Genomic DNA, 26,964 nt, shown 5'->3' with positions numbered 1-26,964 from the left:
GTGAAAACCCTATGACAAAATCAAGGGAAAACCCTTATTTTTTCGCCAATCGTGAATTAATGCTGCTATGCAGCATCGCCATCGCCGGAATCAGTTGCACCGCCAACATGCTGGCAAAGATCAGCGCGCAACCGAGCAGGCCGGCAGGCCCCAATCGATCACCCATCAGGTAGTAACCAAACAGCGCGGCAAACAGGGTCTCGGACGACAAGATGATGGCCGCGTCGGCTGCGTGTGCGTAGCGCTGCGCCACCACCTGCGCGGTGAAGGCCACGCCCACCGACATCACGCCGGTATAGACCAAGGGCCAAAAAGCCGCTTGCAGCGCGGGCCAGCTGATCGGCTCGGTCAAGCTGGCCCAAGCCAGCGCCAGCACACCGCAGACGAAGAACTGGCCGCCGGCGACCAAAAAGGGCGCTTCCATCTTGTCGGCCACGCGGCCCACCAGCACCACATGAAAAGCCCAGGGCAGGGCCGAGCAAATCACCCACAAATCGCCCGCACCGATCTCCAGGCGCTCTGCGCCGGACAACAAAAATGCGCCGACCAGGCAAGTCAAGGCCGCCGGCCAAACCGACCAATGCGGCAAATGGCGCCACAACAGCCAACCCAATACGGGCACCAGCGGCACATAGAGCGCAGTCAAGAAACCGGCATTGGTGACCGTGGTGCTGACAATGCCGATCTGCTGCATCGCCGCGCCCAGCAGAAGCAGGCAGCCCAAGCCGGCGATCTTGGCGCCGTCAACCGGCCGCAATGGGGGTTGTTGGCGTTGTTGTCGCTGTTTGCGCTGCAGGCCGCGCCATTCCATCCACATCAAGGGAGCGACCACCAAGGTGCCAATCAAGAAGCGCACCCCTGTGAAGGCCATGGGCCCTAGATGCTGCATGCCCTGGCTTTGAGCCACAAAGGCAGAGCCCCAGATCAGGGCAATGACGACAAGAAGCAGATTGGCTTGGACACGGGACATGGAGGACAGCTCTTTGGGCGCAACCCGACATTATCGGGCAGGGGCTCAGCCCTGCGCCCAAGCGTCTAGATAGTCCAACTCTTCCTGGCTGAAGCCCGCTGCCGCACGCGCCCCGCGGTTGAAGGGGGGCCGCAGCCGTGGCGCTTCATAGCGAATCACCAACTCAGGGTAGAGCGTCACCGGGTCAAGCCCTTGCAACTCACACAAGTAGCGATACCAGTGATTGCCGATCAGCACATGGCCGACCTCCTCGCGCAGGATCACATCCAAGATCTCCACGGCCCGCTTGTCGCCAGCGCGCGCCAGCTTGGCCTGTAGCGGCGGGGTGGCATCCAGCCCCCGCGCCTCCAGAGTGCGCGGCACCAAGGCCATGCGCGCCAACACATCGCCGGCTGTGCGCTCGGCCATGGTCCACAGGCCGTCGTGGGCATCAAAGTCGCCATAAGAATGGCCCAGGCTCTGCAGGTGCGCGTGCAGCAAATTGAAATGCTGCGCTTCTTCGGCAGCGACCTTGAGCCAGTCCAGGTAAAACTGGCGCGGCATATCGGCAAAACGCCAAACCACATCGAGCGCCAAATTGATGGCATTGAATTCGATGTGCGCGATCGCATGTAGCAGGGCCGCTCGCCCCTCCACCGTGAACGGCGAGCGCTTGGGCACTTGAAGCGCCGACATTAGCTGCGGTTTGGCCGGCCGCCCCGGCACGCCCTCGGGGCGCACGAACTGCAAGCCCTCATCCAGCGGCAAGCCGGCCAGCACCTGCGCATACAGGGCCTGAGCGGCGGCGGCCTTTTCGGCCGGATCTTGCAAACATAAAACCTTCAGGGCCAGCGAGCGAGTTTCCATCCGCGAATTATCGGGGGGGCGCGTCGGCGCACTTAAAATCGACGTTTTTCGTCGGGGGTTGCATGGCCATCTATCAATTGGACGAACATAGGCCGGAGTTGGCCGACTCGGCCTGGGTGGCCGACAGCGCTGAAGTCATTGGCCGCGTCAGCCTGGGCGCTGAAGTGTCGGTCTGGTTCAAGGCGGTGCTCAGAGGCGATACCGAGCAGCTGACGATTGGCGCTGGCACCAATATCCAGGACGGCTCGGTCTTGCACGCCGATCACGGTTTTCCGCTGGTGCTGGGGCAAGGCGTGACGGTCGGCCATCAATGCATGTTGCATGGCTGCACGGTGGGCGACTACTCGCTGATTGGCATCGGTGCGGTGGTGCTCAACGGGGCGCGCATCGGCAAGCATTGCCTGGTGGGCGCGGGCGCCTTGGTGACCGAGGGCAAGGAATTCCCGGACGGCTCCTTGATCGTGGGCAGCCCGGCCAAGGTGGTGAGGGAGCTGAGCCCAGAGCAAATCGAAGGCCTCAAGGCGAGTGCTGCGCATTACATACAGAACGGCCGGCGCTATGCGCAAGGCCTGAAGAAAGTTGAATCAAATTCCCATGAGTGAACTGCATAAATTCTTGTTCGAAGGTCTGCCGGTGCGCGGTATGTTGGTGCGTTTGACCGACAGCTGGCGTGAGGTCTTGCAGCGCCGCGCGGGCGTAGGCGCGCATCCGCCCGAGCTGCGTGCCTTGCTGGGCGAAATGGCGGCGGCAGCGGTTTTGATGCAGTCCAACATCAAGTTCAACGGCGCTTTGGTGCTGCAGGTGTTTGGCGACGGCCCAGTCAAGCTGGCGGTGGCCGAGGTGCAGCCGGACCTGAGCTTTCGCGCCACGGCAAAAGTGGTCGGCGAGGTGCCTGCGGGCGCGCAGTTAGAGGCGATGCTGAATGTGCACGGCCAGGGCCGCTGCGCGATCACGCTCGACCCCAAGGACCGCCTGCCGGGTCAGCAGCCCTATCAAGGCGTGGTGCCCTTGCATGGTGACCAGAAAGAGCCGCTGCAAAAACTCTCCGAGGTCTTGGAGCATTACATGCTGCAGTCCGAGCAGTTGGACACCAAGATGGTCTTGTTTGCTAATGACGAGATCGCAGCCGGCTTGTTGATCCAGCGTCTGCCCATGCAAGGCGAGGGCAATCTGGAAGGTCAAGGTGCCCGTAATGAAGATGACATCGGCTTGTCCGATGCCTTCAATCGCATCAGCATCTTGGCCTCAACCTTGACCGCCGAGGAGTTGCTGGGCTTGGACGCCGAGACTGTGCTGCGGCGCCTGTTCTGGGAAGAGTCGGTACGTCGTTTTGAGCCGCTAACGCCGAAATTCGCCTGCACCTGCTCGCCCGAACGCGTCGGCCAAATGCTCAAGGGCCTGGGTCGCGAGGAGCTGGACTCTGTGCTGGCCGAGCGCGGCAATGTTGAAATTGGCTGCGAGTTCTGCGGGCGCCAATACCATTACGACGCGGTGGATGTGGGCCAGCTCTTCGCCTCGGACCTGGCGCAAGCAGGCGGCAGCGGTACGGTGCAGTAGCGCCTGTCCGTCAGCCATCAATAGCAACTAAGGGATTGACGGCTCTCGCCTTGACTGGCAATTTGACGAGCTTGCAAGGCGTGGCCTAACGCCTTGCCCACCTACAGGCCCGCCGTGGTCTTGGGAGAGCGCGATGTCAGATTCCAAAGGCGGCGGCATACCTTGGACCAGCGTGGCCGTGCTGGTGGCTTTCGTCGGCAGCACACAGCTGGTGCCCCATGCGTTCGAGCAGCTCCGGCCGGCCGAGAAGGAACGGGCACAAAGCTCGCTCAGTGCCGAGATGGAGGTGGACGCCCGGCTCTGGGAAGATCCTTTTGCCGCCTTGCGGCGCCACGAGCAGGAGCGCGCCGAGCGCTGCGAGCGCGTCGTCAAGACCTCGGGCATCGCGGCCTGCCGCAGCAGCTGGGAAGGCGTGCGGCGCCCCGAAGTGCTGCGCGATCGGCTCGACCGGGACGGCGACAAAGACGTCAGCGAGTCGCTGGTGGTCTTGGCCCTGGTGCCCGGCAATCCCTTTGTTGGCGCAGAAGAAGGGCGGCGACGGACGCGCTATGCCGTGTTGGCGGGTCTGCAAGCACAGGGTTATGTGCCGGACAATGCAGAGCGCATCGGCTTGCTTGAGTTTGACGTCCAGCGCCTGACCAGTGACTGCGAGGCGGCGCGGGCCGCGCGCCGGCATCAAGGTCTCAACGCGCCAGGGGAGCTTGCTACTGCGGCCTCAGCTCCGTCGGCTTCTGTGTCAACTGCCTCTACGGCGGCCGCGCCCGCCGCCATCAACGATCCCCCGGTCTGCCGCGAGTTGCGCAGGTCCGGCGCGCCCAAGCCCTCCGATAAGGCCAAGTTCACCGTCCCTTACGAGATGTTGGCCAAACGCAATCGCCACCGCGAAGCCGACACGACCGGGCCGCTGCGCCGCTTTGAGCAGGTGGCCTTGTTGTGGGTCGATGAGTCTGCGCTGCCTGACTCCAAGCTCGACGGGCTGGCGCGTATGGTGGACGCCATGTTCGGGCCTGAGTTGGTGGCCAACCGCGCGCCTTGCGTGAAGCCGAGCCGAACCCTGCCGCGCCTGGCCATCATCGGTCCCTCGTCCACCGACGCATTGCGTACTGCGCTGAGCGACCTGCGCCGAGCCAGCGAGGTCTATGCCAAGGACTCGAAGCCGGTTATTGAGGCCTTGGGTGAGCGTGCCCTTGGTTGCGAGTGCAAGGCCAGTGCAATGTTGACGGGAGGCAGTGCGGCGCTGTCTGTAAGCGAGGGCGATGGGCCAGGAGATGGCGCGGCGCAAAAACCGCAAGCGCTGCAAAGCAACAAGGCGGAGCCGCGGCTGAGCTGCCCCTTGCTCGCCGACCCTCGGCCGGCCCTGCAGGGCTATCGGCTCTTGGCCGGCGCCAAGATTTTCAACTCGGCCTCCACCGCCTCGAGCAATATGCTGGACGAGCTGCGTAAACAGGACCTGGACGCCTTTTTGAACGAAAAGTTCAACCGCATGCTGGGCGACAGACCGCCGGTGAAAATCGACTTTCAGCGCACCATCAGTACCGATAACGAGTTAATCAAACGCTTGGTGGCCGAGTTGCAGCTGCGCCTGCCGGCCAATGAGCAGCGCCGGCTGGTGGTGGTGGCGGAGCGCGACTCCATTTACTCGCAGTCCTTGGTCAATGAGCTGCAACACCGCTTGAAGGACTTTCACAACCTGAGTTTCGAGCCGGTCTATTTCTTTCGCGGCATTGACGGCGTGACAACCCGGGACGCCGGGCGTGAAGGCAATGAGCGAACAGCGGCCAGCAAAGCGACCGCCCTGGAATGGCCGGAAAGCCGTGATCAGCTCGACTATCTGCGCCGCTTGGCGGCTTCATTGAAGGACAGCGAAGCTCCGGGGCGAGCCGGGCCGATCGGGGCGATCGGCATATTGGCCAATGATGTGCACGACAAACTCCTGGTGATGCAGGCGCTGCACGACACCTTCTCGGACAAGGTGTTCTTCACCACCGATATGGATGCACGCTTTTTGCATCCGCGTGTGCAGGCCTTCACGCGCAATTTGATCGTCGCGACCAGCTTGCCCCTGGAGTTCTATCCGCCCAAGCCCGGCATCGTCGACTTGCAGGCCGGCACACCGCCGTTGCGGGACGTCTATCAAACCGCCAGCTATTTGGCCGCCCGGCGCGCCGCCTGCCGCAGCCAGGAGTGCTTGGACGAAGAAAAACTGGCTGCCCGAGATGCGTTGGACAACCCCTCGCTGTATGAAATAGGCCGCAATGGCGCCGTTCCCTTGAGTGGCTATGCCTTGTTGAACCAAACGGGCAGCACAAGCTCGGCGCGACTGATCGTGGCGGCATTGGTGGCCGGCCTGATGCTGATTGGCCTGCTGGTGTGGCCCTCGACGCCTGCCATTCGGCAGGCGCGCATCGCTTATCTGCGCCGGCCGCTGGCGCCCGACGCTTCAGCTATGCACATGCCGATGAATCTGCCGGCGGTGGTTTTGGTAGCTTTGCACGCAGCGCTGTGTGCCTATGTTTTTTGTTCGTTGATCGAATTGGTGCGGCCGCAGCAGATGAGCTTTGCCCAGACTTTGATTTTGTCGGCGCTGGCTGCTTTTGCCGCCTTGCTGGCGGTACTGCCCAGCTTGCTGGCGCAACAGCGCCATGCCGTCGCCTCCGTGGCCGAGCAAGAAGCCGGTGTCGACAAGCTCCATATTGCAGTGTTGGCTCTGATTGCCGCCGCCTGGGTTTGGGTGGCTTGGCCTGGCGCCGAAGCCAAGGTTTGTCTGGACTGCGAACCTGTGACTTGGTTGCAAGGTGTCAGCGCATGGCCCTCGCAGCTGATCCATTTGTTGGCGCTGATGACAATTCTTTGGACGCTGGATTTTGCTTGGTCCGACACGCTCAGACGCATGCACGAGGATTCGGCCTGGCTGCAGTTGCCGCGACCCAAGGCGCCGGGTGTGTCACGCATCGGCGTGCAAGGTCTGCTCAAGGGCTGGTTCAAGCAGGTCAGCATTTCCACTTGGCAGCGGCCCGGCGGCGCAAGCAATGATTTTTTGAGTTTGTGGACGCAGTACGGCGAGCGCGGCGACAGCCGGCCGCGCGCGGCGCGCACCATTGTTTGGTACTTGATCAGCGTGCTGGTGGTCACGATGCTGTTTTTCGGCCTGAGCGAAGGGCAGGTGCCCGAAGTACCGGTTCGCGGCTTGGAACATCGCCAGTTGGTGCGCGCGACCCTGTACGCCTGCTTGCTGCTCTTGCCTTTGCTGGTGGTGGCCGTGGCTGATGCCACCATGCTGGCCTTCCGCTTTATCGGCCACCTGAACTGCGGGCGCTCCGCTTACCCGCAGGCGACGATTGCACATTTCGCCCGGCAGCTGGGTGAGGCCCATGCACCGCTGTGGCAGCGCTTGTTTCCTGTTCGCTTGGAGGAGCGCCCGGGCAGCGCTGCGGCCGTGCCTGGCGCCGCACTGCCTCCGGCAGGCGCCTTCCACTGCTTGCTGGACGACTGGTTGGATGTGCAAGTGGTGGCGCGGCGCACAGCCTATGTGTCGCGCTTGGTGATTGGCCCCTTTCTTGTCCTGGCCTTGCTGGTGGTGGCGCGCAGCCGGCTGTTCGACAACTGGTCGCTGACGCCGGCGATCGCCGTGGCCATCAGTCTCTATCTTGTCTGGCTGATTGTGCTGGCCTCGCTGCTGAAGATTGCCGCGGAGAACACCCGCAAACGTGCATTGGCCAGCATGAATGCCGATCTGCGCTGGCTGGCCGGCAGTACGGCAGAGATGGCGGTCTTGGTGGAACCGTTCAAACGTTTGATCGCCTCGGTCGAGAGCAATCAAACCGGTGCTTTTGCCCCCTTGTTCGAGCAGCCCTTGTTGAAGGCCTTGTTGGTGCCCTTGGGCGGCGCCGGCGGTGCTCAGCTGTTTGACTACCTCTTGCTGGCGCGGTGATCCCGTTAGACTGAGATCCTGTTTCTAGGAGTGCGGCATGTTCGGCATCACCGATTACCCGGCCTTTGCCTTGGCCATCATTGTCTTTTTGATGATTCCCGGACCCGGCAACTTGGCCCTGATCACCTCGACCGGCAAAGGCGGCATTCGCGGCGGCATGGCGGCCACCCTGGGCGTGATTGCGGGGGATCAGATTTTGATGTGGCTGGCGGTGGCCGGGGTTGCTGCGCTGCTAACGGCGTACCCGAGCGCCTTTCAAGCGGTGCAGTGCTTGGGCGCGGCCTATCTGGCTTATCTTGGAGCGAAGATGATGCTGGCCAAGCCGGGTAGCGCGCCGCTGCTCAATATTCGGCCCCGCGACTACTTCAAACAGACGGTCTTGATCACCTTGCTCAATCCTAAGGCCATCATTTTCTATATGGCCTTCTTCCCCTTGTTTGTCAGCCCTACAAGGCATCAAGGCTTGCTGACCTTCGCGGCGATGGCGCTGACGATTGCCATGCTGACTTTTCTCTACGGCCTCGTGATGGTCTTGCTGACACATTTTTTGGCCGAGCGCATGCGCGCCAACCCGAGCATCAGCGTCTGGTTGAACCGTGTGGCCGGTGTCTTTTTGATCGGGTTCGGGGCGAAATTGGTATTGAGCAAATAGAGCTCAGCGGATTGAGAGCAGTTTGAAAGTGCGAAGACCATGCATATTGGCATCCTGACCGGCGGCGGCGATTGCCCAGGCCTGAATGCGGTCATCCGCGCGGTGACGCTGGCGCTGATCAATCAATGCGGCGCCCGCGTCACCGGCATTCGGCGCGGGTTTTTAGGCTTGCTGGACCGCCAGGTCTTGCCTCTGGATGCGGAGGCGGTCAGTGGCATCCTGGCGCAAGGCGGCACTATTTTGGGCACCCACAATCGCTGCGATCCCTTTCACTATTTTGCTGCGGGCGGGGCCGATGTATCCGCTGAGCTGATCGCTTATGCGCATGAACTGGGCCTGGACGCCTTGGTGGTCATTGGTGGCGACGGCTCGATGTCGATTGCCGATAAGCTCAGCCGCGCGGGTTTGCCCATCGTTGGCGTGCCCAAGACCATAGACAACGATTTGTGCTTGACGGACCGCAGCTTTGGCTTCGACAGTGCGGTCAGCATCGTGGCCGAAGCGCTGGATCGCTTGGAGACCACCGCTCGCAGCCATGGCCGCGTGATGATTGCCGAGACGATGGGGCGATATGCCGGCTGGATCGCGCTGGAGGGTGGCATGGCCGGTGCGGCCGATGTGATCCTGATTCCCGAGCTGCCCTACAGCGTTGAGGCGGTGGTTCAGGTCTGCCGTCAGCGCGAGCAGTCGGGTGCGGGCCACACGCTGATCTGCATCGCAGAGGGCGCCCATCCACGTGATGAAGCCATGGTCGTGAGCCAGACCCTGGCCGACAGCCCCGACCCGCTGCGCCTGGGCGGCGTAGGCGCGGTTTTGGCCCATCAGCTGCAGGCACTGTTGAGCAGCGAGGTACGCTCCACCTTGCTGGGCCATGTGCAGCGCGGTGGTTCACCGACCGCCTTTGATCGAATCCTGGCAACGCAGTTTGGCTGGGCTGCGGCGCAACTGATCAAGCAGGCTCGTTTTGGCCGCATGGTGGTGCTGCAGGGTGCTGAGATGCGAGACGTAGGGTTGGCCGAGGTGGCCGGACGCAACCGGACGGTGCCGCTGGATCACCCCTTGCTGCTGGCGGCAAAGGGCTTGGGCTTGTCTTTAGGCCAGGGGTGAATAGGCGCGCTGCAGCACCAAATGCTCGCACTCGGGCACATCGCAGTTCTCGCAAGCCCAGCGCCATTCGGGCTGTGCGTCCTGCCTTTCACTGAGTCGGCTGAATAGACCGCGTTTGGGGCTGGGTTTGGCCTTCAAGAGCGGCGTGATCACATTCAAGGCCGCATCGACCCGGGCCTGCTCAAGGCCGGTCACGACAGACCAAGCCAGGCCTGCGCCCAACAGGGCGCGTCGAATCAAGGCATCAACCGGCGCCCGCACCTGTGGGCCATCGCGCTGAATGCCGTCGGCTACCCAGGGCAAATCCAAGGCGGTCAGCAAGGTCAGCGCGCAGCGCTTGTGAAAGGCTTGCGCTTGAGCCAGCAGGCTGTCGTCCTGAAAAAGGTACTGGCTGTAGACGGCCGTCATCAGGGCCGTGGTGTCGCAGACAACGATATCGTTGACGCTCGCAGCGGCGTCTATGCGCGCTGTTTGCTCACTGGCAATGCCGTTTTGCTCGTCGGGGCGCGGTGTGCGGCCTGCCGCCTCGCACCAGCTGCGCAGCAGCTCGGGCACACTGGCGCAACGCAGTCCGGTGGCCTCGGTCAATCGCAGGGTCAGGTCTTGCGCCAGCAGCGACTTGCCGGTGCTTTCAGCGCCGACGATGGCGATCAGCAATGCGCTCATGCAGATTCAAGCAGGGCTGGGGCTGGCAGGAGCAAGACGCCGGGCCCAAGCGCGCCAGCCGGCCACCGACATCGGAATGAAGACCGCATACAGCAACACCGTCAGCCAATAACCTTTGTAGGCGAAGAGCGCCACACTGACGATATTGACCAAGACCCACACGCTCCAGTTCTCCTGGTATTTGCGTGCCAGCAGCCATTGACCCAAGAGGCTGGCCACGGTCGGAAAAGCGTCCCAAAAAGGCACTTGCGAATCGGTTTGATGCAGCAGAAAAAAGCCCAGCGCCGGCCAGGCCAACAGCGTTGCCAGCACGGCCATGGCCAGCCCTTGCGGGCTCAGGCGCCGCACCCGTAGCGCCAGGCCGTCCTCGCCCTTGCCGCGCAGCCATTGCCACCAACCCCAGAGCGCCAGGGCCGCGAATAGCAGTTGCAGAGAGGCTTCGCCGTAGAGCTTGCCGCTCCAGAACAAGACGAAGTAGAGCAAGGAGCTGATGATGGCCAAGGGCCAAGCCAGCATGTGCACCCGCATATTGCAGATCACCATCCAGACCGCCAAGGCGAATGCGATGATCTCGATCCAGGTGATGGGGCTGCCCAGCAACTCAAAAGCTGGCAAGAGCAAGGCTTGCAGCGGCTGTAACAGCGCGTCCATGGCGTTCAAGCGTCCAAAAAAACAGGGCCAGAAATCAGCGGCGAATCTGGACGAAGATCTCGTCGGGCTTGATCATGCCCAGCTCGAAGCGGGCTTTTTCTTCGACCATCTCCAGGCCCTCACGCAGATCGCGCAACTCGGCTTCGAGTTGCGCATTGCGCAGCCGCGCTTGCTCGTTGTCGGCCTGAGCCTGGGCCAGCACCCCGCGCAGATGAACGCCGCGCGGCAAGCTCCCTTTGCCCAACCAAAGTTGGGCCTGGATGAGCAGCAAGAACGCGGCGAGGAGGATGCTGATGACTTTCACGGCGGGAGTTTAGCCGACAAGCCCGCGCAGCTTTACCGAAGGTTGTAGAACGCAGCGCGGCCAGGGTAGTAGGCGATATCGCCCAGGTCTTCTTCGATGCGCAGCAGCTGGTTGTACTTGGCCATGCGGTCCGAGCGGCTCAGTGAGCCGGTCTTGATTTGACCGGCATTGGTGCCCACGGCGATGTCTGCAATGGTCGAGTCTTCGGTTTCGCCCGAGCGGTGCGAGATCACGGCGGTGTAGCCGGCGCGCTTGGCCATCTCGATCGCGGCGAAGGTCTCGGTCAAGGTGCCGATCTGGTTGATCTTGATCAGGATCGAGTTGGCGATGCCTTTGTCGATGCCTTCTTGCAAGATCTTGGTGTTGGTGACGAAGAGGTCGTCGCCGACGATCTGCACGCTCTTGCCCAGGCGATCGGTCAGCAGCTTCCAGCCGTCCCAGTCGCCTTCGGCCATGCCGTCTTCGATCGAGATGATGGGGTACTTGTCGACCCAGGTGGCCAGCATATCGGTCCACTCTTGCGCCGTCAGGCTCAGGCCTTCGCCGCTCAGGTGGTATTTGCCGTCCTTGTAGAACTCGCTGGCGGCGCAGTCCAGGCCAATGGCGATTTGTTCGCCCGCCGTGTAGCCGGCCTTGTCGATCGCTTCCAGAATCATCTGGATCGCGGCTTCATGGTTCTCGACGCTAGGTGCAAAGCCGCCTTCGTCGCCGACGGCCGTGCTGATGCCCTTGTCGTGCAGGATCTTCTTCAGTGCGTGGAACACTTCGGCGCCCCAGCGGATCGCTTCGCGGAAAGACGGTGCGCCAACCGGAATGATCATCAGCTCTTGCAGATCCAGGCTGTTGTTGGCGTGCGCGCCGCCGTTGATGACGTTCATCATCGGCACCGGCAATTGGCAAGCGCCCATGCCGCCGAAGTAACGGTACAGCGGCAGGCCCGACTCTTCGGCCGCGGCGCGAGCAACGGCCATGGACACCGCCAGCATCGCGTTGGCGCCCAGGCGACCCTTGTTGTCGGTGCCGTCGAGGTCGATCAGCGTGCGATCCAGGAAAGCTTGCTCGGACGCGTCCAGGCCCAAAACGGCCTCGGAGATTTCGCCATTGATGTGCTCAACCGCCTTCAACACGCCCTTGCCGAGGTAGCGGCTCTTGTCGCCGTCACGCAGCTCGATCGCTTCGCGCGAACCGGTCGATGCGCCCGACGGCACAGCGGCGCGGCCCATCACGCCCGACTCCAGCAACACATCGCATTCGACGGTTGGGTTGCCGCGGCTGTCCAAGATTTCACGCCCGACGATGTCAACAATGGCACTCATTCAAAGTCTCCGAAAGTTTCAAAAAAATAGGTTCGGGCGAATCATGCCAGCAGGCAGTTACCTGCGCTGAACAAGATCGCGCCTCGGCAATCAAGGGTTGAAGCTAGTTTCACGCGATGACTTCAACTCAAGCGCTGAAGTCATCCTCAAGCAAAGGCTGCGATTTGACGACGCGGTCAATCGCGACCAGCTGTTCCAACAGGGCGCGCATATGCTTGAGCGGTACGGCATTGGGGCCGTCGGACCAGGCCTCATTCGGGCATGGATGGGTTTCCATGAAGAGACCGGCCACGCCTGCACCTACGCCGGCGCGGGCCAGCACAGGGACCATCTCGCGAGCACCGCCACTGCTCGTGCCTTGGCCGCCGGGCTTTTGCACCGAGTGGGTGACGTCGAATACAACGGGCGCGCCGGTTTTGCGCATTTCAGCCAAGCTGCACATATCGGCAAGCAAGTTGTTGTAGCCAAAGCTAACGCCGCGCTCACAGGCCAGGAAGCGGTCTTCGGACAAGCCGGCTTCGCGCGCAGCGTCGCGGGCCTTGTCGATGACGTTCTTCATGTCCCAAGGTGCCAGGAACTGGCCCTTCTTGATATTGACCGGCTTGCCTGACTTGGCGACCGCCCGGATGAAGTCGGTCTGGCGGCACAGAAAGGCCGGCGTTTGCAGCACATCGACGACGCTGGCCACCTCATTCACCTGCGACTCGTCATGCACATCGGTGATGATGGGTAGTTGCAACTGCTTGCGCACCTCGTCCAGGATCTTCAGTCCTGCGTCTATGCCGACACCACGCTTAGTTGAGCCTGACGAGCGATTGGCCTTGTCGAAGGAGCCTTTGTAGATGAGCGGAATGCCCAAGGCCGAGCAGGCTTCCTTGAGCCGACCGGCTACCTCGATGGACATTTCCAGCCCCTCGATCGAGCAGGTGCCGGCAATCAGGAAGAAGGGACGGTCAATGCCGACCTCAAAACCGCAAAGCTTCATGGGCTAGATTCCTTCAGGCTACTTTGTGGTCCAAGGCAGCCTTGATAAAGGCGGTGAACAGCGGGTGGCCGTCCCAAGGCGTGGACTTGAACTCGGGGTGGAACTGCACGCCCACATACCAAGGGTGAACCGCACGCGGCAACTCGACCATTTCCGTTAGCTTTTCGCGCTGGGTGATGGCCGAAATGACCAAGCCGGCCTCACGCAGTTTGTCGAGGTAATGCTCGTTCGCTTCGTAGCGATGGCGATGACGTTCGCTGACCACTGGGCCGTAGATGTCAAAAGCCAAGGTACCGGCCGCGACGTCGGAGCTCTGCGCTCCCAGGCGCATGGTGCCGCCCAGATTGGACTTTTCGTCGCGCTTTTGAATGCTGCCGTCGGCGTCTTGCCATTCATCGATCAAGGCGATCACCGGATGCGGTGTCTCGGGGTCGAACTCGGTCGAGTTCGCACCAGCGAGGCCCGCCATATGGCGCGCGTATTCGATCGTGGCGACCTGCATGCCCAGGCAAATCCCCAGGTAGGGCCGCTTGTGCTCGCGAGCATATTGAGCCGCCAAGATCTTGCCTTCGACGCCGCGCTTGCCGAAGCCGCCGGGCACCAGAATGGCATCAAACTGAGCCAACTGGTCGATATTGGCCGCCGTCAGCAACTCTGAATCCACATACTCGATATTGACGCGAGCATGGTTGTGGATGCCTGCATGGCGCAGCGCCTCGTTCAGTGACTTGTAGGAGTCGCTGAGGTCGGTGTACTTGCCGCACATGGCGATCGTTATGTCCTTGGCCGGGTTCAGTACCTCGTGCACCAGGGTGTCCCAGCGCTTCAGGTCGGCTGATTTGGTGTTCAGTTGCAGCTTGGTGCAGATCAGTTGATCCAGCCCTTGCTCGTGCAACATGCGCGGCACCTTGTAGATGGTGTCCACGTCCCACATCGAGATCACGCCGTACTCGGGCACATTGGTGAAGAGCGAAATCTTCTCGCGCTCATCATCCGGAATGCGGCGATCGGCGCGGCACAGCAGCGCGTCGGGCTGGATACCGATTTCGCGCATTTTCTGAACCGTGTGCTGCGTCGGCTTGGTCTTGAGCTCGCCGGCAGCGGCAATCCAGGGCACATAGGACAGGTGCACGAAGGCAACATTGTTCGGGCCGGCCTTCAAGCTCATCTGCCGGGCAGCTTCTAGGAAGGGCAATGACTCGATGTCACCGACGGTGCCGCCGATCTCGACGATCGCGACGTCAACCGCATCGGCCGTGCCGACACCGGCACCGCGACGAACGAAGTCTTGGATCTCGTTGGTGATGTGCGGAATCACCTGCACGGTCTTACCGAGGTAGTCGCCGCGGCGTTCCTTCTCCAGCACCGACATATAAATCTGACCGGTGGTGAAGTTGTTGGCCTTCTTCATCCGTGTCGTGATGAAGCGCTCGTAGTGGCCCAGATCCAGATCGGTTTCGGCACCGTCTTCGGTGACGAACACCTCACCATGTTGGAACGGGGACATCGTGCCCGGATCCACGTTGATGTAGGGATCGAGCTTGATCAGGGTGACCTTGAGGCCGCGAGATTCGAGGATGGCAGCCAGTGAAGCCGATGCGATGCCCTTGCCGAGTGAGGACACCACACCGCCCGTGACGTAGACGTATTTGGTCATGTCGTGCAGCGTCTTTCAAAAACGCTGTGGTGGTAAAACGCGATTATAGAGGGGTGGAATCGCTGCTCTTGCGATCCGCTTGAATCGCTCCAAGCATTTGCAGTACCAGCGCGGCGGTCGCGTCCGGCTGTTCGAAGGGGAAGAGGTGCGTACCTTCCATCCAGGCGAAATGATTTTTGGCCAGCGCCTTGGAGGCGGCCGAGCCGGCTTGGCGCAGCTCCTCTGACTCGGTGCCCGCGACAAATCCGACCGGGCAATGCGGCGGATAGCGCCCAATCAAGCGACCCAGATGATGGGGCAGGGTGTCGTAGATGCGGGTTTCTTGCTCGCGCTTGAAGCGCAGCCGGGTCGTCCCGTCGCCACCGTCTTCGAAGCCGCTGTCGACATAGTCCTGCAAGACTCGCGGGTCCCAGCGGGCGAATTTATGCTTGGCGGCGAAATGCGTCAGCACCGCTTGCTTGTTTGGCCATTCGTGACGGCGCTGTCGCGACACTTTGCCGGGCGATACGCGTGAAATTAAGCCTGTCGCCTTGGCCAGTTGCAAGCCGCGCGCGCGCCAGCCGGCCACCAAGGGCGCGTCCAGCAAGACCAGACCTTGCGCCAATTCGGGCCGACGGCTGGCCGCCAGCAAGCTCAACATGCCGCCGAGTGAATGACCGACCAGCATCACCGGACCCGGGCTCGCCATCTGCGGCCGCACATCGCGTTCAATGAAATCGATCAATTGCTGGCGCAGATGCGGCCAATTATTGGTGACCGGATAGGCCGGGTCATGGCCGATGATGGGCAGCGCGTGGACGCTCCAACCGGCGCTGCGCCAGGCCTCGAACAGCAGGCGGTAGCAGCCGGCGCCGAAGCCGTTGGCGTGCGAAAAGACGATGGCCTTGCTCATGAACTCAGGAGGACTCTTTTCGACTCAGGCTCTTCAATTGATAGACCAGGGCCAGCGCTTCACGCGGGCTCAAGGTGTCGGGGTCCACATCATCCATCGCCAAATGCAAAGCGCTTGTCGCTTCGGTGACGGCCGTGGCCATAGTCGCGGCAGGCGCCGGCGCGAACAGATCGATCTGCGCGCGGCCTTCGCCAGCCTTGGCCTCCAGTGCCTCCAGGGTCGCACGCGCCTGGCGCACCAAGCTGGCCGGCATGCCGGCCAGACGGGCCACTTGCACGCCGTAGCTGCGGCTGGCCGGCCCCGGCTGGATCTCGTGCAAAAAGACGATGGAGTCACCGCTTTCGACCGCGCCGACATGGCAGTTGATCGCCTCGCGGTGCTTGGCCGGGAACTCGGTCAGCTCGAAATAGTGGGTCGCAAACAGCGTGAACGAGCGGCTTTTGTCATGCAGATGGCTGGCGATCGCGCCGGCCAGGGCCAGGCCGTCGAAGGTCGAGGTGCCGCGCCCGATCTCGTCCATCAAGACGAGCGACTGATCAGTGGCGCTGTGCAGAATTGCGGCACCCTCGGTCATCTCCAGCATGAAGGTGGATTGGGCGTTAGCGAGATCGTCGGCCGCGCCGATACGGGTGTGGATCGCGTCCATAGGCCCGAGCCGGCAGGCGTCGGCCGGCACGAAGGAACCGATCGCGGCCAGCAGGCTGATCAAGGCAACCTGGCGCATGAAAGTACTCTTACCGCCCATATTTGGGCCGGTGATCATCAGCATGCGGGTGCGGGCGTCGAGGTGGCAATCATTGGCCATGAACTCGCCGGCACCGGTTTCGCGCAGGCGCGACTCGACGACCGGATGGCGGCCGGCCGTGATGTCGATCGCCGGCTGGTTGACGAATTCGGGTCGGCACCAGCGCAGCGTTGCCGCCCGCTCGGCCAGGGCGGCCAGCGCATCCAGGCTGGCCAGCGCACGGCCTAGGCGAGTGAGTGGCTGCAACTCGGCTATCAGCTGATCCAACACCAACTCGAACAACAACTTTTCGCGTGACAAGGCGCGCTCCTGCGCCGACAAGGCCTTGTCCTCGAAGGCCTTCAGCTCGGGCGTGATGTAGCGCTCGGCGTTCTTCAAGGTCTGGCGGCGCTGGTAGTCCAGCGGCACTTTGTCGACCTGGCCCTGCGTGACCTCGATGAAGAAACCGTGCACGCGGTTGAATTGCACGCGCAGGTTCGGGATGCCGGTGCGTGCGCGTTCGCGTGTTTCCATATCGATCAAGAAGGCATCGCAATTGCCCTGAATGGCGCGCAGTTCGTCCAGCTCGGCGTCGAAGCCATCGGCAATCACGCCGCCGTCGCGCACCAGCACCGCGGGCTCGTCCGCGATCGCGCGGCTCAGCAACTCCTCGATATGCGGCGAGGCCAAGAGGCCGGTGGCCAGTTCGTCCAACAAGGCGCTGCCGGCAGGCACCAAACGTTGCAGCTCGGGCAAGACCTGCAAGGTCGCGCGCAGACCAGTCAGCTCGCGCGGGCGCACTTGGCGCAAGGCGATGCGTGCGGCGATGCGCTCCACGTCCGACACTTGGCGCAGCGCCTCGCGCAAGGGTTCGGGCGAGCCTTGCAGCAATGCATCAATCGCACCGTGCCGCGCCAGCGCTTCGGCCCGCTCGCGCTTGGGGTGCAGCAGCCAGTGGCGCAGCGCGCGGCTGCCCATGCCGGTGCGGCAGCTGTCCAGCAGTGAAAGCAGGGTGGGCGAGGTCTCGCCGCGCAAGGTGACGGTGAGCTCCAGATTGCGCTGGGTGGCGGGCGGCAGGTCCAGCAAGTCGCCGCTGCGCTGCACGCTCAAGCTCTTCACATGAGCCAAGGCGCGGCCCTGCGTGTGTTCGGCATAACTGAGCAAGGCAGCGGCTGCCGCCTGCGCGGCGCTCAGCTGCTGCGCATTGAAGCCGGCCAGGCTGGCGACCGCCAGCTGCTCGCACAGCTTGCGCGCCCCCAAGGCGGTATCGAACTGCCAGCTCGGCCGGTTGGTGATGGGTACATGGGCGGCCAAGACGGCGGCCGGTTGCTTCTCGCGGTCTACCAGCACCTCGGCGGGGCTTAAGCGCGCCAGCCAGGAGGGCAGCTCTTTGTCCGTGCATTCGGCCAGGCCCAATTGCCCCTGCGTCATCGACAGCCAAGCCAGCCCGAATGTCTTGCCCTGTGCCACCACGGCCAGCAAGACGGAATCCTGCTTGTCGGCCAGCAACTCGCTGTCGGTGACGGTCCCCGGCGTGACGACGCGCACCACCTTGCGCTCGACCGGGCCTTTGCTCGTCGCCACATCGCCGACTTGCTCGGCAATCGCCACCGCCTCGCCTAGCTTGATCAGCTTGGCCAGATAGCTCTCCAAGGCATTGACCGGAATGCCGGCCATCACAACAGGTTGCCCGGCGCTCTGACCACGAGCGGTCAGCGTGATGTCCAGCAGCGCATTGGCCTTGCGGGCATCGTCAAAGAAGACCTCGTAGAAGTCGCCCATGCGGAAGAACACCAACTCGTCCGGGTGTTCGGCCTTGATGCGGAGGTATTGCGCCATCACCGGCGTATGGGCGGAGAAATCCTGAACTTGGCTCATCGACTTTGGCTGCAGCTTTAAGAGGGCTCACGCAAAAATGCTCCAGCTAGGCTAGACGCCGCAGACAGTACGCTGAGTACGGCAAGGCGGAAGAACGAAGCTGGAGCGATTTTTCGTGAGCCCACATTGAAAAAGCCCTCGGCTGAGGGCTTTGAGGCGGTCTTGGGCCGGAGTTTAATCGGCTTGAGCGTCATCCGACTTGCGGATACGCACCGAGGCGCGCTTCTTGGGTTCGGCAGCAGCGGCCAAGGCAGCCACTGGACTTTGCTCGGTGCTGGCCGCAACGCCGGCTTCCACCTCTTCCTCAGCCTTGATCACGCGGGTGTAAGGCGCCAGGATGGTGACCAATTGGCCATAAATCTTAGGGCTGCCTGCCACCACTTCACGCTGATGCAGATAGTCGGACTCGCCGGTGAAGTTGCCGACCAAGCCACCGGCCTCGGTGATGATCAAGGAGCCGGCCGCCACATCCCAGGGCTGCAGGCCGGTCTCGAAGAAGGCGTCGTAATAGCCGGCCGCAACATAGCAAAGGTCCAAAGCTGCGGCGCCCGGGCGGCGCAGGCCGGCGCACTCGACCATCACCTCTTCGAACATCTTCATATAGCGCTTGAAGTTGTCGCCGCGGCGGAAGGGGAAGCCGGTGCCGATCAAGGCGTCGCTCATGCGCGTGCGCTTGGACACGCGCAGTCGGCGGTCATTCATGAAGGCGCCGCGACCCTTGGTAGCGTAGAAGAGATCGTTGCGGGTTGGGTCGTAGACGACGGCCTGCTGAATCACGCCGCGATGCGCGAGCGCGATCGACACGCAATACATGGGCAGGCCGTGGATGAAGTTGGTGGTGCCGTCGAGCGGATCGATGATCCAGACGAACTCGGAGGTCTTGTTGCCATGCTCGCGGCCCGACTCTTCGGCCAGGATGCCGTGGTCGGGGTAAGCGCCGAGCAGGGTCTCGATGATGATGTTTTCAGCAGCTTGGTCCACCTCGGTCACGAAGTCATTGGGCGCCTTCGTGTTGATCTTCAGGATGTCGAGGTCCATGGAGGCGCGGTTGATGATGGCACCGGCCGAGCGCGCCGCCTTGATGGCGACATTGAGCATGGGATGGAGGGAAGACTGCTGCGTCATGCGTAGAACCTTGACTTTGTGAGGTGGACTGGCGGAAAAAAAGAGCGGCACCCCAGTCGGCGATTAGGTCCGGACTAAGGATAATCCCGCATTTTAGCCGAGCCGAGGCATTTTCTCCAAATGCCTGCTCGGCCTGACCTGAGCGCAGCCCGTTGATATGACACGATTTGTCCTGATTCAAACCAGCCACCCCGGCAATGTCGGCTCCGCAGCACGCGCAATGAAGGTGATGGGCTTCTCGGAGTTGGTGCTGGTGCGGCCACGCTACGCCGATGTGCTGACCCAACAGGACGCCATCTCGATGGCCAGCAGCGCCAACGACATTCTGGAGAACGCCCGCATCGTGGAGACGCTGGAAGAAGCGCTGGACGGCGTCACTTTTGCCTGCGCCACCGCGATGACGCCGCGCGACTTCGGCCCGCCCGTGCGTGAGCCGCGTTCGCTGTTTACCGAGCTGGCGGCCTCGGAACACAAGTTGGGCCTGGTGTTCGGCTGCGAGCGTTTCGGCATGAGCAATGAGGACGTCTACCGCTGCCACGCGGTGCTGTCCATCCCGACCCATCCCGACTATGGCTCGCTGAATCTGGCCCAGGCGGTGCAGTTGCTGGCCTATGACTGGCGCCAGGCGCTCGGTGGCTTTGCGGTGACGGCGCGCACGCCCGACCCCAAATTGGCCGATGTCCAGGCGGTCAAAGGCATGTTGGACCATCTGCAAGCATCGCTGGAAACGATCGGCTATTTGGACCCGCTGGTGCCGAGGAAGCTGATGCCCAGACTCACTCAGCTGTTCAACCGCGTCCAGCTGAGCTTGGACGAGGTGCATATCTTTCGCGGCATCGCGCGGGCGATGGTGGAGCCGGCTCGGCCCGCCCGAGCACCCGACAGCGAAGATTGAAGCGCGCCGCTAAACTGGTCGACCCCTTCTTGCTTTTTTCACCCAAGCCCCCCCCATGTTCCAACGCCTGCGCGAAGACATTGCCTGCATTCTTGAGCGCGACCCCGCCGCTCGCTCAGCCTTCGAGGTGCTGACTTGCTATCCGGGCTTGCATGCCCTGGTCTTGCATCGGCGCGCCCATTGGTGCTGGCAGCATGGCTTCAAGTGGCTGGGCCGCTTCATCTCGCATCTGACGCGTTTTTTCACCGGGATTGAGATCCACCCCGGCGCGCAGATTTCACGCAAGGTCTTCATCGACCATGGCATGGGCATCGTGATCGGCGAGATGGCCGAAATCGGCGAGGGCTGCACGATTTATCAGGGCGTGACCCTGGGCGGCACCGCCCTGGTCAAAGGTGCCAAGCGCCACCCGACGCTGGAGGCCGGCGTCATAGTCGGCGCCAATGCCTGCGTGCTGGGTGGCTTCACGGTCGGCGCAGGAGCGCGCATTGGCTCAGGTGCTGTGGTGACCAAACCGGTGCCGGCGGGTGCGACCGCCGTGGGCAACCCGGCGCGCATCATCGAGGCCAAGATCGATGTCAAAAGTGAAGCCAAGTCGGCAGCGGCTGAGCGCTTCTCGGCCTACGGCGTCAGCTTGGGGGATGACCCGGTGGCGCAGGCGATGCGCGGCTTGATCGACAACGCGGCCGGGCATGACCACCAGATCACCTTGCTCTGGCAGGCCGTGTGTAAGCTGTCGGCGGCGACGAACTCCAAGGTCGGCGACTGCGTGCCGCAAGACGCTCAGCAGGACGAGGCCTTCGACGCCGCTGGTTTGAGCCGTTTGGTCAAATAGGCAAATCAGGCTTGGCTACGGGCCGGGCGCTGTGCCGACTTTGGGCGGAAACCGCGCACGATCTCGTCGCGCGTCTCCAGATAAGGCCCGCCGATCAGGTCTATGCAATAGGGCACGGCGGCAAAAATGCCGTCAACCAATTGCTTGCCCTCGGCATCTCTCAGGCCGGCCAAGGTTTCGGCAATCGCCTTGGGCTGACCCGGCAGATTGATGATCAAGGCCCTCTTCCTGATCACCGCAACCTGACGCGACAAGATGGCGGTGGGCACAAAGCGCAGCGAAATTTGCCGCATTTGCTCACCAAAGCCGGGCATTTCCTTGTCGGCCACGTCCAACGTCGCCTCGGGCGTCACGTCGCGCAGTGCCGGCCCGGTGCCGCCGGTGGTCAAGACCAAATCGCACAGGGACGTGTCGACCAGATCGCGCAGTGTTTGCGCGATCAAGGGCCGCTCATCGGGGATCAGCCGCGCTTCGAACTCGATCGGGTTGTGCAAGGCGCTGCTCAGCCAAGCTTGCAGAGCCGGCAAGCCTTTGTCTTCGTAAACGCCGGTCGAGGCACGGTCGCTGATGGAGACGATGCCGATGCGTACCGGCTCTACTGGCTTTGCGGGCTCGACGGGCTCACTCATCGGCGTCCTCATCTTTGTCGACGGCTTCGGCCATGTCTGTCTTGGGCGAGATACGCAGTTCTTCGGTCTTGATGAACTGGAACAAATCGCGGTAAGCCCGCCCCGAACGCTTCTCGGGCACAAGCGCGGCATCCTTGCGGGCGGCGCGCACGAGGCTGCGCAGCTGCTGCACATCGATGCCCGCATGCTCTTGAATGAAATCTTGAAGCGCCGCGTCCTCGGCCAGCAGGCGCTCACGCCAACGCTCGCTCTGGTGCAGGGCGAGGCTGTCCTTGGCGAAGCCGAGCTTGAAGTCGGCCACGGCCTGGCGCAGCGGCTCGGGGTCGACCCGGCGCATGAGCTTGCCGATGTATTGCATTTGCCGGCGCAGGCCCTCGTGAGCGGTGATCTTCTTGGCGTCCTTGAGCGCGTCGGCCAAGATTTCCGGCAGGTTTAAGGGGGCGATCCGGCTGGCGGGCAGCGTCATCAACTCTTTGCCCAGCTTTTGCAGCTCGGTCATTTCGCGCTTGAGCTGGCTCTTGCTGGGGCCGTCGAAATCGTCATCTTCGGTCGTGTTTTCTTCTTGTGTTCGCATGGCGGTTCTTGGGCAAAGTTCGGCGAGTGTTCTGGGCTGAGCCGAAAAGTTTCGGTAGCTTGCAGCGCAGTGGATAGCGTGTTTGGCGCGCAGCTTGCGCGCGCGGCTCGTATGATTGTCCCTTAGTTCTACAAATATTCGCAGGCAGGCTGAGCGTCTGCCCGCAGCACCAAGGCCGGCTGCTCCTCGTTCAGCCCTCAATTCCCTGACTCAATTCGGCACTCCCATCCATGTCAAAGCTCGCCAAGTCTTCCCCGCCTCCTACCGCATCGCATGGCACGCATGAGTCCGTTAGCGGCTTTGCTTATCAGGCAGAACAGTTTCAGCAGTTGATCGAAGACGTGTTGGCCGAGGCCAAGCACTTGGGTGCCTCTGACGCCGGCGCCGAGGTGTCCGAGGGCTGCGGTCTGTCGGTCTCGACCCGCATGGGCGAGATCGAAAACGTCGAGCGCAACCGCGACAAGTCACTCGGCATCTCGGTTTATGTGGGTCAGCGCCGCGGCAATGCCAGCACTTCGGATTTCTCCCGCAAGGCATTGCAGGACACCGTGCGCGCGGCCTTTGATATTGCCCGCTTCACGGCTGAGGATCCGGTCGCCGGCCTGCCCGACGCCGAAGACTTATCGCTTGATGCCTCGACTCGGCCGGAGTTGGATTTATTCCACCCTTGGGCGATCGATGCCCAGGCAGCGGCCGAAATCGCGCTGCGTTGCGAGGCGGCCGCTTTTGCGACCGACAAGCGCATAGCCAATAGCGAGGGTGCGGCGGTGTCGGCCCAGCAGTCACATTTTTATATGGGCAATAGCCGCGGTTTCCGGGGTGGTTACGCCAGTTCAAGGCATTCGATTTCGGTCGCTCCCATCGCCGGCCGAGGCGCGCAAATGCAGCGCGATGCCTGGTACAGCTCGATGCGCAGCGCCGCCGATCTGGCCACGCCCGAGAGCATAGGCCGCTACGCCGCCGAGCGAGCCTTGTCGCGCCTGAAGTCGCGCCGTGTGGCCACCGCCGAAGTGCCTGTCTTGTTCGAACCCACGGTCGCTGCCGGCCTGCTGGGTGCGGTCGTTCAGGCCACCAGCGGCGGAGCGCTCTACCGCCGCGCCAGCTTCTTGCTGGACAGCTTGGGCAAGCCGGTGTTGGCTCCACATATCGACATCCATGAGAACCCGCACGAGCTCAAGGGCAAGGGCAGCTCGCCGTTTGATGATGAAGGCGTGACGACCAAGGCGCGCAGCGTGGTCGAAGCCGGTGTGTTGCAGGGCTACTTTCTCTCGACCTACTCGGCCCGCAAGCTGGGAATGCGCACGACGGGACATGCCGGTGGCTCGCACAATCTGCAGATGAGTAGCCGTCTGACGGCGCCGGGCGACAATCTGAAGACCATGCTCAAGCGGCTCGGGCGCGGCTTCTTTGTGACCGAGTTGATGGGGCAGGGCGTCAATTACGTCAATGGCGACTACTCGCGTGGCGCCAGCGGCTATTGGGTGGAAGACGGCGAAATTGCTTTCCCCGTGCATGAGGTCACCATCGCCGGCAATCTGACCGAGATGTTCCAGAACATCATCGGCATTGGTTGCGACCGCTACACCATGGGCGGCAAGACGATTGGCTCGGTGTTGATTTCGAAGATGAAATTGGCGGGCAGCTAAGGTCGGTTTTAAGCGGCATTTCAGCTTGCCGTAAGTCGGCGCTAAGTTTGGCGACAAAGGCCCAAAAAGAGGCGGTGTTTGCACGGGTTTGCCCCTGTCAGCACCGCTTTTGTGCTCTCCTAGAATCGAGCTGCTATTTGTGCAGTCCCCAAACCTAGGAGTAACAAGATGGAGCGTAGAAACTTTGTTCGGCAAGCTGGTCTGGCAGGCGTGTTTGCCGCCGGCGTGGCCCCGGCTGTCGTGCATGCCCAGGCCAATATCCGTTGGCGCCTGGCCTCGAGTTTTCCAAAGTCCCTAGACACCATCTTTGGTGCGGCCGACGTCTTCGCCAAGAAGGTCGGCGAAATGACCGGTGGCAAGTTTCAGATTTCGACCCACGCCGGTGGCGAGTTGATGCCTGCTTTCGGCGTCGTTGATGCCGTCAAAGAAGGCACGGTGGAAATGGCCCATACGGCGCCTTACTACTTCCACGGCAAGGACGAGACCTTCGCGATCGGCTGCGCCATTCCCTTTGGCCTCAACAGCCGCCAGATGACCGCCTGGATGCTCGAAGGCAACGGCTTGAAGCTGATGCGTGAGTTCTATAAGCAGTACAACATCATCAACTTCCTGGGCGGCAATACCGGCGCGCAAATGGGCGGCTGGTACCGCAAGGAAGTCAAGAGTGTGGCTGACATCAAGGGCATGAAGATGCGTATCGGCGGCTTCGCCGGTCGCGTCTTGGAGCGCATGGGCGGTGTGCCGCAGAACATTCCGGGCGGCGAGATCTACCAAGCGCTGGAAAAAGGCACCATCGATGCGGCCGAATGGGTCGGCCCTTATGACGATCAGAAGTTGGGCTTCAATAAAGTGGCGCCCAACTACTACTACCCTGGCTGGTGGGAGGGCGGCCCGCAGCTGGACTTCTTCATCAACACCAAGTCCTTCGAGGCATTGACACCCGAGTACAAGGCGATTGTCGAGGCCGCCGCAGCGGTGGCTCACAACGATATGCAGGCCAAGTACGATGCCCGCAACCCGCCGGCTCTGCGCCAGCTGGTGCAGGGCGGTACCAAGCTGTTCCGCTTCCCCAAGGATGTGATGGACGCGGCCTTTAAGGAATCGATGGGCATTTACAGCGAGCTGTCGGCCAAGAATCCAAATTGGAAGAAGGTCTACGAAGACTACTCGGCCTTCCGTCGCGATCAAAACCTCTGGTTCCGTTTTGCGGAAGCCGGTTTTGACGACTTTATGCAGGCTCAAAAGCTCTGAGCTAACGAAGCTTCTTGCTCACAACCCCGTTGGTTTGACCGGCGGGGTTTTTTTGCGCCCGCAAATGGGAGGGGTACAGGCAAAAAAAGGCCACCGCAATCGCGGTGGCCCATGTTCAAAGCTGCAGGCTGCTTGTTTACTTCTTGCCTGTGTCAGCCTCAGAGGCTGGCGGATTGGCTGGGCCAAAGAGGGCGTTGCCATCCATTTCGGTGACGTCGGCTTTGTCGTTTTGGGGCTGCGCTTCAATCACGACATTGCTGCTGTCCACATCGGCCACCTTACCCAAGCCGCCCGAGACCAGGTTCGGGAAGGCAATGATCAAGCCCACCATGACGATCTGGATCATCACAAAGGGCACGGCGCCCCAGTAGATTTGGCCGGTCGTGACGGGGGCGATTTTCTTGCCCGTGAGCTTGTCGATGTATTCGGTCAGCGGTGCCACGCTGCGTAGGTAGAACAGCGCGAAGCCAAACGGCGGATGCATGAAGGAGGTCTGCATATTGACGCCCAGCAGCACACCGAACCAGATCAGATCGATGCCCAACTTTTCGGCCACCGGCGCCAGCAAGGGCACGACGATGAAGGACAGCTCGAAGAAGTCGAGGAAGAAGGCCAGCACAAAGATCAAGATGTTGACGAAGATCAGGAAGCCGATCTGCCCGCCCGGCAGCGCGCTCAACAAATGCTCAACCCATTTCGGTCCATCGACGCCCTGGAAGGAGAGGCTGAAGATGGTGGAGCCCACCAGAATGAAAACCACGAAGCAAGACAGCTTGGTGGTGGAGGTCAAGGCCTGCGTCATCAGCTTGTATGTGATGCGCCCGCGCGCGGCGGCCATCAAGAAGGCTCCCAGGGCACCCATCGCGCCACCTTCGGTCGGGGTGGCGATCCCTAAGAAAATCGTGCCCAGCACCAGGAAGATCAGGCCCAGCGGCGGGATCAGCACAAAGGTCACCCGCTCGGCCATCTTGGACAGCAGATTCAGACCCAGCAGCTTGTTCACCACCGAGGCCAAAAAGGCCACACCGACGCCCACCGACATCGCCACCACAATGGTTTCATCGGTCGGCATGCTGGTGATGACTTCGCCCTTGAAGTAACTGGTGATGTCAGCGTAGCGCTGGGCGAAATAGACAGCGATGGCGACCGAGGCCAGGGTCAGCAAGCCCAGCGAACGCAAGCCGCTCTTGCCATTGTCTTCACGGATGGAGCGAGCCTCCAGCGGTAGCGCTGGCACCCAGGTAGGGCGGAAGATGGCCACGCCGATGATGTGGGCGGTGTAAAGGCCGGTCAGGATGAAGCCGGGCAGGAAGGCGCCCTTGTACATATCGCCGACGCTCTTGCCCAACTGGTCGGCCAAGATGATCAAGACCAGCGAGGGCGGGATGATCTGCGCCAAGGTGCCCGAGGCTGCAATCACGCCCGAGGCAATGCGCCTGTCATAGCCATAGCGCAGCATGATGGGCAGCGAGATCAGGCCCATCGAGATGACTGAGGCGGCGACCACGCCAGTCGTGGCTGCCAGCAGGGCACCGACAAAAATCACTGCGAAAGCCAGGCCGCCGCGAATCGGGCCGAACAGCTGGCCGATGGTGTCGAGCAAGTCCTCGGCCATGCCGGAGCGCTCGAGTATCAACCCCATCAAGGTAAAGAAGGGGATGGCCAGCAGCGTGTCGTTCTTCATGATGCCGAAGATGCGCAGCGGCAGCGCTTGCATCAGCGAGGCCGGCAGCACATCGAGCTCAATGCCGATGAAGCCGAAGAACAGGCCGCAAGCACCCAGGCTGAACGCCACCGGGAAGCCCATCAGCAAGAAAACGATCAGGCCCGCGAACATGATGGGGGCCAAATTTTGGGCAAAGAATTCCATTCC

22 protein-coding genes and 1 pseudogene are annotated in these 26,964 nt (G+C 62.1%); 9 read left to right on the top strand and 14 right to left on the bottom strand.

Going from position 1 to position 26,964, the window contains the following annotated elements:
• Positions 1-34: 34 nt before the first annotated feature.
• Both PRZ03_RS22495 and PRZ03_RS22490 read right to left on the bottom strand, forming a co-directional pair.
• Positions 35-970: a DMT family transporter gene (locus PRZ03_RS22495; protein WP_273602357.1), complete on the bottom strand. Its 936-nt coding sequence runs from the start codon at positions 968-970 to the stop codon at positions 35-37.
• A 45-nt stretch (positions 971-1,015) separates the two neighbouring features.
• Positions 1,016-1,816: a ferritin-like domain-containing protein gene (locus PRZ03_RS22490; protein ID WP_273602356.1), complete on the bottom strand. Its 801-nt coding sequence runs from the start codon at positions 1,814-1,816 to the stop codon at positions 1,016-1,018.
• Positions 1,817-1,878: 62 nt separating this feature from the next.
• Here PRZ03_RS22490 and PRZ03_RS22485 point away from each other — a divergent pair, with 62 nt between their 5' ends.
• From PRZ03_RS22485 to PRZ03_RS22465, 5 genes are all read left to right on the top strand, one after another.
• Positions 1,879-2,418, top strand: coding sequence for a gamma carbonic anhydrase family protein (locus PRZ03_RS22485; protein ID WP_263535306.1), 540 nt, complete (start codon positions 1,879-1,881; stop codon positions 2,416-2,418).
• Positions 2,411-3,373 carry an Hsp33 family molecular chaperone HslO gene (gene hslO, locus PRZ03_RS22480; RefSeq protein ID WP_263535305.1) on the top strand — a complete coding sequence of 321 codons (963 nt, stop codon included), beginning with the start codon at positions 2,411-2,413 and terminating at the stop codon, positions 3,371-3,373. Before PRZ03_RS22485 ends, hslO begins: the two co-directional genes overlap by 8 nt.
• Before the next feature lie 133 nt (positions 3,374-3,506).
• Entirely contained in the window at positions 3,507-7,304 is a 3,798-nt protein-coding gene (locus tag PRZ03_RS22475; RefSeq protein WP_273602355.1) for a hypothetical protein, read from the top strand.
• Between the two features lie 37 nt (positions 7,305-7,341).
• Positions 7,342-7,956, top strand: coding sequence for a LysE family transporter (locus PRZ03_RS22470; protein WP_273602354.1), 615 nt, complete (start codon positions 7,342-7,344; stop codon positions 7,954-7,956).
• A 39-nt stretch (positions 7,957-7,995) separates the two neighbouring features.
• A complete protein-coding gene (locus tag PRZ03_RS22465) occupies positions 7,996-9,063 on the top strand; it encodes a 6-phosphofructokinase (RefSeq protein WP_273602353.1) in 1,068 nt (355 codons plus the stop codon).
• On the opposite strand, the gene PRZ03_RS22460 is transcribed toward PRZ03_RS22465, so the two are convergent.
• The 9 genes from PRZ03_RS22460 to PRZ03_RS22420 form a co-directional block, all read right to left on the bottom strand.
• Positions 9,049-9,729 (bottom strand): ATP-binding protein, encoded by a 681-nt coding sequence (locus tag PRZ03_RS22460; protein WP_273602352.1) that lies wholly within the window; start codon positions 9,727-9,729, stop codon positions 9,049-9,051. The two genes, PRZ03_RS22465 and PRZ03_RS22460, sit on opposite strands and share 15 nt — an antisense overlap.
• Before the next feature lie 6 nt (positions 9,730-9,735).
• A complete protein-coding gene (pnuC, locus tag PRZ03_RS22455) occupies positions 9,736-10,380 on the bottom strand; it encodes a nicotinamide riboside transporter PnuC (protein WP_263535300.1) in 645 nt (214 codons plus the stop codon).
• A gap of 34 nt (positions 10,381-10,414) precedes the next feature.
• Positions 10,415-10,684: a septum formation initiator family protein gene (locus PRZ03_RS22450; RefSeq protein WP_263535299.1), complete on the bottom strand. Its 270-nt coding sequence runs from the start codon at positions 10,682-10,684 to the stop codon at positions 10,415-10,417.
• A 32-nt stretch (positions 10,685-10,716) separates the two neighbouring features.
• Positions 10,717-12,000: a phosphopyruvate hydratase gene (gene eno / locus PRZ03_RS22445; protein ID WP_273602351.1), complete on the bottom strand. Its 1,284-nt coding sequence runs from the start codon at positions 11,998-12,000 to the stop codon at positions 10,717-10,719.
• 127 nt (positions 12,001-12,127) lie between these two features.
• Positions 12,128-12,985: a 3-deoxy-8-phosphooctulonate synthase gene (gene kdsA / locus PRZ03_RS22440; protein WP_273602350.1), complete on the bottom strand. Its 858-nt coding sequence runs from the start codon at positions 12,983-12,985 to the stop codon at positions 12,128-12,130.
• A 13-nt stretch (positions 12,986-12,998) separates the two neighbouring features.
• Complete coding sequence (locus tag PRZ03_RS22435; RefSeq protein WP_273602349.1) at positions 12,999-14,642, bottom strand: CTP synthase; 1,644 nt, start codon at positions 14,640-14,642, stop codon at positions 12,999-13,001.
• A gap of 43 nt (positions 14,643-14,685) precedes the next feature.
• Positions 14,686-15,534, bottom strand: a complete 849-nt coding sequence (locus tag PRZ03_RS22430) for an alpha/beta fold hydrolase (protein ID WP_273602348.1) — start codon at positions 15,532-15,534, stop codon at positions 14,686-14,688.
• Between the two features lie 4 nt (positions 15,535-15,538).
• Positions 15,539-18,136 (bottom strand): DNA mismatch repair protein MutS, encoded by a 2,598-nt coding sequence (gene mutS / locus PRZ03_RS22425; RefSeq protein ID WP_273602347.1) that lies wholly within the window; start codon positions 18,134-18,136, stop codon positions 15,539-15,541.
• A 174-nt stretch (positions 18,137-18,310) separates the two neighbouring features.
• A complete protein-coding gene (locus PRZ03_RS22420) occupies positions 18,311-19,261 on the bottom strand; it encodes an inositol monophosphatase family protein (protein WP_273602346.1) in 951 nt (316 codons plus the stop codon).
• A 157-nt stretch (positions 19,262-19,418) separates the two neighbouring features.
• Between PRZ03_RS22420 and PRZ03_RS22415 the strand changes: the two genes are divergently transcribed.
• Together PRZ03_RS22415 and cysE are read left to right on the top strand one after the other, a co-directional pair.
• A complete protein-coding gene (locus PRZ03_RS22415; RefSeq protein WP_273602345.1) occupies positions 19,419-20,156 on the top strand; it encodes an RNA methyltransferase in 738 nt (245 codons plus the stop codon).
• Positions 20,157-20,202: 46 nt separating this feature from the next.
• A pseudogene (gene cysE, locus PRZ03_RS22410) lies at positions 20,203-20,991 on the top strand (serine O-acetyltransferase); the annotation flags it as partial.
• Between the two features lie 5 nt (positions 20,992-20,996).
• On the opposite strand, the gene mog reads toward cysE, so the two are convergent.
• Both mog and yjgA read right to left on the bottom strand, forming a co-directional pair.
• On the bottom strand, positions 20,997-21,620 hold the full coding sequence (mog, locus tag PRZ03_RS22405; protein ID WP_273602344.1) for a molybdopterin adenylyltransferase: 624 nt from the start codon (positions 21,618-21,620) through the stop codon (positions 20,997-20,999).
• The gene (gene yjgA / locus PRZ03_RS22400; protein WP_273602343.1) at positions 21,613-22,194 is read right to left on the bottom strand and encodes a ribosome biogenesis factor YjgA; all 582 of its coding nucleotides are present in this window, start codon (positions 22,192-22,194) and stop codon (positions 21,613-21,615) included. Before yjgA ends, mog begins: the two co-directional genes overlap by 8 nt.
• A 230-nt stretch (positions 22,195-22,424) precedes the next feature.
• Here yjgA and pmbA point away from each other — a divergent pair, with 230 nt between their 5' ends.
• Positions 22,425-23,840: a metalloprotease PmbA gene (gene pmbA, locus PRZ03_RS22395; RefSeq protein WP_273602342.1), complete on the top strand. Its 1,416-nt coding sequence runs from the start codon at positions 22,425-22,427 to the stop codon at positions 23,838-23,840.
• A 168-nt stretch (positions 23,841-24,008) separates the two neighbouring features.
• Positions 24,009-25,091 carry a TRAP transporter substrate-binding protein gene (locus tag PRZ03_RS22390; protein ID WP_263535288.1) on the top strand — a complete coding sequence of 361 codons (1,083 nt, stop codon included), beginning with the start codon at positions 24,009-24,011 and terminating at the stop codon, positions 25,089-25,091.
• A 136-nt stretch (positions 25,092-25,227) separates the two neighbouring features.
• Here the strand turns inward: PRZ03_RS22390 and PRZ03_RS22385 are convergent, their stop codons facing one another.
• On the bottom strand, positions 25,228-26,961 hold the full coding sequence (locus tag PRZ03_RS22385; protein WP_273602340.1) for a TRAP transporter large permease: 1,734 nt from the start codon (positions 26,959-26,961) through the stop codon (positions 25,228-25,230).
• Positions 26,962-26,964: the final 3 nt, after the last annotated feature.

Source organism: Roseateles albus (genome assembly GCF_028595345.1).
Classification (GTDB): Bacteria; Pseudomonadota; Gammaproteobacteria; order Burkholderiales; family Burkholderiaceae_C; genus Paucibacter_A; species Paucibacter_A albus.
The sequence above is the reverse complement of the archived record's forward strand: the minus strand, read 5'-3'. Positions and strand labels throughout refer to the sequence as shown.